General features: G+C 41.6%; 6 protein-coding genes and 1 pseudogene. 1 reads left to right on the forward strand and 6 read right to left on the reverse strand.

The features are described from left to right. The first annotated feature begins 293 nt into the window (after positions 1 to 293). Complete coding sequence (locus tag AMS66_RS14805) at positions 294 to 2,054, forward strand: methyl-accepting chemotaxis protein (protein ID WP_082350703.1); 1,761 nt, start codon at positions 294 to 296, stop codon at positions 2,052 to 2,054. 502 nt (positions 2,055 to 2,556) lie between these two features. Here the strand turns inward: AMS66_RS14805 and AMS66_RS34560 are convergent. The 6 genes and pseudogenes from AMS66_RS34560 to AMS66_RS33760 all read right to left on the reverse strand — a co-directional run. Continuing rightward, positions 2,557 to 2,697, reverse strand: a pseudogene (locus AMS66_RS34560) (NUDIX domain-containing protein); the annotation flags it as partial. 267 nt (positions 2,698 to 2,964) lie between these two features. Continuing rightward, the gene (locus tag AMS66_RS14815) at positions 2,965 to 3,192 is read right to left on the reverse strand and encodes a hypothetical protein (protein ID WP_053781508.1); all 228 of its coding nucleotides are present in this window, start codon (positions 3,190 to 3,192) and stop codon (positions 2,965 to 2,967) included. Between the two features lie 275 nt (positions 3,193 to 3,467). Beyond that, positions 3,468 to 3,860: a hypothetical protein gene (locus tag AMS66_RS14820; RefSeq protein WP_053781509.1), complete on the reverse strand. Its 393-nt coding sequence runs from the start codon at positions 3,858 to 3,860 to the stop codon at positions 3,468 to 3,470. A gap of 153 nt (positions 3,861 to 4,013) precedes the next feature. After that, positions 4,014 to 4,427, reverse strand: a complete 414-nt coding sequence (locus tag AMS66_RS14825; protein WP_201782179.1) for a hypothetical protein — start codon at positions 4,425 to 4,427, stop codon at positions 4,014 to 4,016. 126 nt (positions 4,428 to 4,553) lie between these two features. Further along, positions 4,554 to 5,576, reverse strand: a complete 1,023-nt coding sequence (locus AMS66_RS14830; protein ID WP_053781511.1) for a serine hydrolase domain-containing protein — start codon at positions 5,574 to 5,576, stop codon at positions 4,554 to 4,556. Between the two features lie 378 nt (positions 5,577 to 5,954). Beyond that, the coding region (locus AMS66_RS33760) for an MFS transporter (protein WP_236703409.1) at positions 5,955 to 6,473 on the reverse strand (519 nt) is incomplete at its 5' end.

Genomic DNA, 6,473 nt, shown 5'->3' on the forward strand with positions numbered 1-6,473 from the left:
ACGATGACCTCCCTCATAAAGAGCACATTTAACCTTAAGCGTAGTCCATTAACAGCATGAATATACTTCATATTTGTTATTACTCATTTCTATACAAAAACCAATAAACCAACACGAAATCCTAGTCGCAATGTTTTTAGTAGGTCAAGTGGATTTAGATAAGAGTAAAGGCATAGATCAAGGACTTCATTTTACAGTATATTTTTTCGATATATTATGTACAGACTTTTATTTTAAATTTTAACTATTAAAGTTATGGGAGCTGTAAATTGTTGTGTTGAGGGGGAAATACAGTGAAAACAAAGATTGTATCCATACTAAAAATGAGATCTTTGAGAACAAAGTTAGTCACTCTATGCTTGGCTATACTAATTGTGCCCACGATCGTGATAGGGTTCACTTCGTATACGGTTTCGAAAAATGAAATGAATGAATCAGGCAAGGCAGCACTTGAAAATAGTGTGAATATGGTTATTGGCATGATTAACCTCCTAAATGAGCAAGTAGAGAGCGGAGATTTAACATTGGAGCAAGCACAGGAAAAACTCCGCGTCGAACTGCTTGGTGAAAAAAATGCAGATAATAAGCGGCCTGTAAAAAGTGAATATACTGTAGGGGAAACAGGATATCCATGGGCAGTTGATAAGGGTGCTCATTCCGTGATGAATCCTTCAAATGAAGGTCAGGATTTGACAGATGTCGTAACGGAAGATGGCGTGTATTTGGGGAAAGAGCTTGTTAAGGTTGGATCAGCCGGAGGGGGATTTGTCACCTACAAGTGGGCTCTACCTGATACAGGTGAAATAGAAACGAAAGTTTCATATGTTGAAATGGATCCACATTGGGGCTGGATAATTGGTTCAGGTGCATATTTAAGTGAGTTCAACAGCGGTGCAACGCAAGTTCTTTATCTTGTAATAATGGTTACGGCAGTTGCAGTAGTTCTCGGATCAGTTATCGTCAGCATCGTCTCAGGGCGTCTAACGAAGCCTATCCTTAAGATCGCAAAGCGACTGAAGTCAGTTGCGGACGGTGATCTAACCGTTGAAGAAGTCAAAATGAAGTCCAAAGATGAAATAGGCGAGCTGTCTAAAGACTTTAATGAAATGATTAAAAACATGAGACATCTTATTAAACAAGTCGATCTCTCCACAAAGCAGGTAGCTTCATCCTCCAAAGAATTGACCCTTGGAGCAGAGCACACCAGTCAAGCAACTGAGAATATCACCATTTCGATCCAAGAATCCGCAGTCGGCGCACAAGAGCAACAAATGATGCTTCAAAGGACAACCAACTCACTCGAGGAAATATCAATTGGTATCCAGCGAATAGCGGAAAGCTCATCAACTATTGCTGATTCTTCTGTTGATGCGATGGAATTAGCGAATATAGGTAGTACTGCCATAGAGCACACGACGAAGCAAATGAACCTGATTAACCATTCCGTTAATGAAACCGATGTAGTAATGAGGATGCTTGATGAACGCAGCCAGCAGATCGGTACGATGCTACATGCCATTACGGATATCGCAAAGCAGACTAACCTTCTGGCTTTAAATGCTTCGATTGAGGCTGCCCGTGCAGGAGAAGAAGGCCGCGGTTTCTCCGTAGTTGCTGCTGAAGTGAGAAAACTTGCTGAACAATCGAATCAGTCATCCGGGCAGATTTCCACGTTGATTCATGATATGCGTACAGACATAGAGCAATCTCTTAAAACGTTGGAACGAGTTAAACAGGACGTTGACTCCGGTATACAGATTGCTAGTGAGACAGAACAACAGTTCAACAAAATTGTGGGGTCCACAAACTTTATCGCGCAACAAACGGAAGAACTCGCCAGTGTTACACAGCAGATAACTGCAAGTGTCCAGGAAATAACAGCGGGTCAAGAGCAAGTCTCCAATCTTGCGCTTCAAGCTGCAGACAACTCACAAAATATAGCTGCATCTTCAGAAGAACAACTGGCTTCAATGGAGCAAATTACGAGCTTAGCCACAACCTTGTCGGATATGTCACAGCAGTTAGAGCGTTTGACAATCCAATTCAAGTATTAATCTCTACAATTTACGACTGCAGATTCAATATTTAACAGGAACTTCATTTTAAGCTCCCCATGCAGTAAACTTGCAGTTATGAACTAACCTGAGTTAGTTGAACAAAGGCAGCCGATCACGTAAACTGCACCCCCATTGCTAGATGGTGTCTTACAACAGGGGGGCAGTTCACAATTGATCAGCTGCTTTCTTATTTTATTGAGCTAGAGTATCCCGTTAGATCAATACACGATCCCTCGTACAACTAAACACTCCTTTGAAGCTTGACATTAAATTCTGTCGTTGACGCAGTGACATACTCCAAATAATTCACAGAGCCGTTAAAGTTCAAATAAGCTTCATAACGCATGCGGATTCCAGGTAAAGTAATCAAATCCAGAACATTTTCCTTTGGAACCCACCTACATTCGCTCGTTTCAATAGAAGTAGCTAACTCTCCACCCACAGCTTTACACACGAAATCAAACATGACCTTCGTAGGGACATCAGTCACACCGTCATATCACTTATGGATTGCTGTATTCGAAACAACACTAATTAAATGGCTAACCGTGACGTCTATTCCACTTTCCTCTTTGATTTCACGAATCACACCGTCAATCAGGTTTTCTCCCACTTCAGTTATCCCACCAGGATATACCCAACCATCGTCATGGGCTTATACTAAAAGGATATTTCCAGTTCCATCTTCTACAATTCCGCCTGCAGATACAATATGTGTCGGAAACGCTCTTTTACAACCTCCAAAAAAGATAAAGCTGTATATTTATTCCACATGATTCCCGTACTTTCCTGCCTTTGTGAGTTTTTACGAAGTACTCTCGACACGGTTTGAAATAACCTGCCCGTTAGCTTAATGAATCACATATGTAGCCTTAATGCATTCAACCTACCACTTATTCCATTAATCTCACATTGCTTCATTATCATTCGAAATTAATTCATACAAGGCACGAACATCACAACTGATGGAATCGGCGATAGATATGGCAATTTTGAGTGGCATCACTCTTTTGTTTTCAATAAAGTCGTAAACTCGTTCCGGTTTAAAAAGCAATTCCTTTGCCAGCCATTCCGCTGACTTTCCGGATTCCATCAATCGTTCATTCAGTAAGCAACGTCCTAGTTCAAATTTCAAGAAGCGATGTCCTCCCTCATAAGATAATATTTAACCTTAAGCGTAGTCCATTAACAGCATGAATATACTTCATTAAAAGGAAGCTATAACGATGAAGTTCTCCATTCGTCTGCCAAATTTATTGGGAGAGTTCAATCGTCGCGCTATCGTTTCTCGTTTGCGTAATCCTTTTTTGACAATGGAAAGTGACTCTCAATTGGGTCAATATCATCTTTTCTAATTCTCATTCTAAAGCATTTAGATTATCAACGACGTGTTCCTTGTGGATCTTTGAGCTATCGTTTCCCATTAGTTAAATCATGTTTCTCAGGAGTGAAAACATTAAGATGAGCTACCATATAGCCATTAAGACCATCTCGACGAAACGTCATTTGAACTTTTTCTGGCTGTTCTCCTTTCATTACTGTCATTTCCAAAATGAACTCAAACTCACTGTCATCCAAACTTTTAATCGGCAACACATGGACGTTCGCGAACAAAAAGTTGTTGTGATACTTTTGACGAAGAATACTCATTATTTGAGGATTTAATTCAATTATCAACGCCTGCTGAATTAACGAGCATTGAGTTGTGTCTGTTACTGGCAGAGTTTCTTCGCCTGAAGCTGGAGTTTCGATCAGCGAAGTTAACCCGAGCGCTAAAACGATTGTCAAAATTAGCTTTATCAAATGCAAGCACCTCGTAGTTGGGATATTTTATTTTTCCCAAAATGAGGAGTTGAATACGGTTTAGAACTAAATTGTCCATTACTTGAACAAAGGCAACCAATCATGTAGATCGGCTGCCTCTTTGGTTTTATTGAACTAACGTTACCCGTTAGCTTAACAACGTGGCGCTATAATACTTTCAGTGGAATAATGGCTGATTCGGTGATATTTGACGGAAATAAGATACGGTTCTTGTAACCCTCCGTACCGATACAACCATTCTCGTTGCCACTCCGCAAAGGACTTGCCCGTTACCTCCAGTAGCGTCTTGCCATCCAGAGTGAACATGCCTTTCACATTGATGTCTAGAACTGTTTCGATGCCACCGATTGGCTTGCCGTCAGTAAGAAACACAGTGACGAGAAATTCCCACTTAATCGCCAGGCTTCCATTCGCAGTAAATCGCTCTATCTCTATGGTTTTATCGATATATTTAGCTGGATCAATGCCTTCCATCAGTCCCCATTCGAGCATAATAACGGTAAACTTCGGATGATTCAGCCTTCTCGCCTCCACTGCAGGCGGCAAGCATAGTAACAATAAAAAAACACCAGTAGCATATTAACTTGTCTCATTTGTTGCGACACCTCGCACAACTACAACGACCACCTGATGACTTTTTACACTCAACTCCGAGAATGCAAGTTTTTTCCGTTACATTTGGTCTGGTTCCCCGTGTCTACTTTGTTGTCTAGCAACAAACTGATTATCCTTAAATAACGGTACAATATGCTTTTCAATCAATTCAATTCTGTTCTTCGCACGTGGCATAAAACGAGAGGCGATAGCAATTACCATTTTCTTCTCGGTATTTACGAAAATCGCATTTCCACCGTCGCCCAAAGCTGTATAACTACCATGTTCCTTGTTGTCAACAATCCACCACAAATATCCGTATGGTAACTCTCCCCATCGACTGTTTTCTTTGGTACTGTTCTCGATCCATTGTGAGGATAGAAATTGCTTGCCGTTCCAAAAACCTCCATTTAAGTATAGCTGACCGATTTTTGCCATATCCCGTGGCGTTAAGGTAAGTCCCCAACCGGCAGTGTTCGTGCCTGTGGGATCCACCACCCAACCACGAACATATCTATCCTTAAGAAAAGCAAAATACTCCTCTTTGCAATTTACAATCGCATTATGGGGTGCTTTGATTCCAAGTGGTTCAAACAGATTTTCTGTGGCAAAATCAAGCACAGATTGGCCTGTTGCATTTGTGAGAATTCCTGACAAAATCTGTATACCGATGGTGGAATATTTAAACCCTCCAAGACCGCTCTTACCGCCCAACAAGTCCAGCGCAGCTTTTGTCCAATCATCGCTTGTATAAACCTTTGTATATGGCTCCGACTTGTATTTATACGGTGCTGTCATTGTCAGCATATTTTTTATTGTGACATTCTGTATCGTTTTTTCGCCGCGTTTGACCGTGTAATCGGGGAAAAATTCCAATACTTTCTGTTCTATGCTTTCAATATAGCCTTTATCTATGGCAATGCCAATCAGCGCAGATACAACGCTCTTTGTCACCGATGCAATGTGAATAGTATCGTCAGCGGTGTAGCCGTCAAAATAGCCTTCATATACCTTTTCGCCGCCATGCATCACCACAATACCAGCAATATTACCATAGTCTGTTTTAATAAGACTTTCGAAATCTGTAATTCTTTTATTCATAATTTCTCTCCTCCTAAATATAAAAGCATCGATGTCTAAGAAGAGCATATTATGATATAAAATTTTTTGCGATGGTATGCACCATCAATATTATAAATTCCACATGTGCCACATTGTTGTGCCCCAATTTGGAGATTTAACATCGAAGCATCAACCTTCAGCTCACTCCTCTGCTTTACCATTATTTGTGATACGGTTCAGCGCGAATAAACTTTCCTGCCCGTTAGCTTAATAAAAAGAGCAGGATATCGAAGCACCTGCTCATCAATGAGTTATTCCACTATCGTTTCCAGTTAGCTTAAAGAAACGTCGTCAGTCCAATACTTTATTTTCTTGTACATCAAGCATCGATCTCTGTTTTGAACCAAAAAATGATAACTAAATCAGTTCCTGCCTCCGCTTCAAATACCCATACAATACCACTCCAGATGCCGCACAGATCACAGCGCACAGACCGATAAACCCATACCCTGCCTGAAGTCCACGCAATAGCCCCAGCTGAGTGGTTGGACCATACGCATTCTTCACGCCCTCAATCACCCAGCCAATCAGATAGTTACCGATGACACTACCAACCCCCATCAGCGTAACCGTGAACGTAATCGCCGTGTCACTGCCGTTGGGATATCTGCGCGCGATAAACGCCATCACCGTTGGATAGATCATCGCAATACCTGCACCCGATACAGCAAAGAAGAATGCAAGCTCCTCCCCGCCCCCAATCGCCAGGAATGTACATACCGCCGAGAAAGCGGAGAACAGAATCAGCGATAGTACGAAACCGATTCGGTCCGTCAATGGACCAAGTAGCAGTCGTCCGAGCGAGAAGCTGAGGAAGAACGCAGACAGCAACCCAGATGCTCTGACTGTGTCCCACGTGTAGGCTTTCTCCAGAAA

Origin of the sequence: Paenibacillus xylanivorans (assembly GCF_001280595.1) — a bacterium.
GTDB lineage: Bacteria > Bacillota > Bacilli > Paenibacillales > Paenibacillaceae > Paenibacillus > Paenibacillus xylanivorans.

Excerpts from the sequence above, each read along its gene's own strand:
- AMS66_RS14830 (WP_053781511.1), bottom strand. The coding sequence starts at position 5,576 with ATGAATAAAAGAATTACAGATTTCGAAAGTCTTATTAAAACAGACTAT.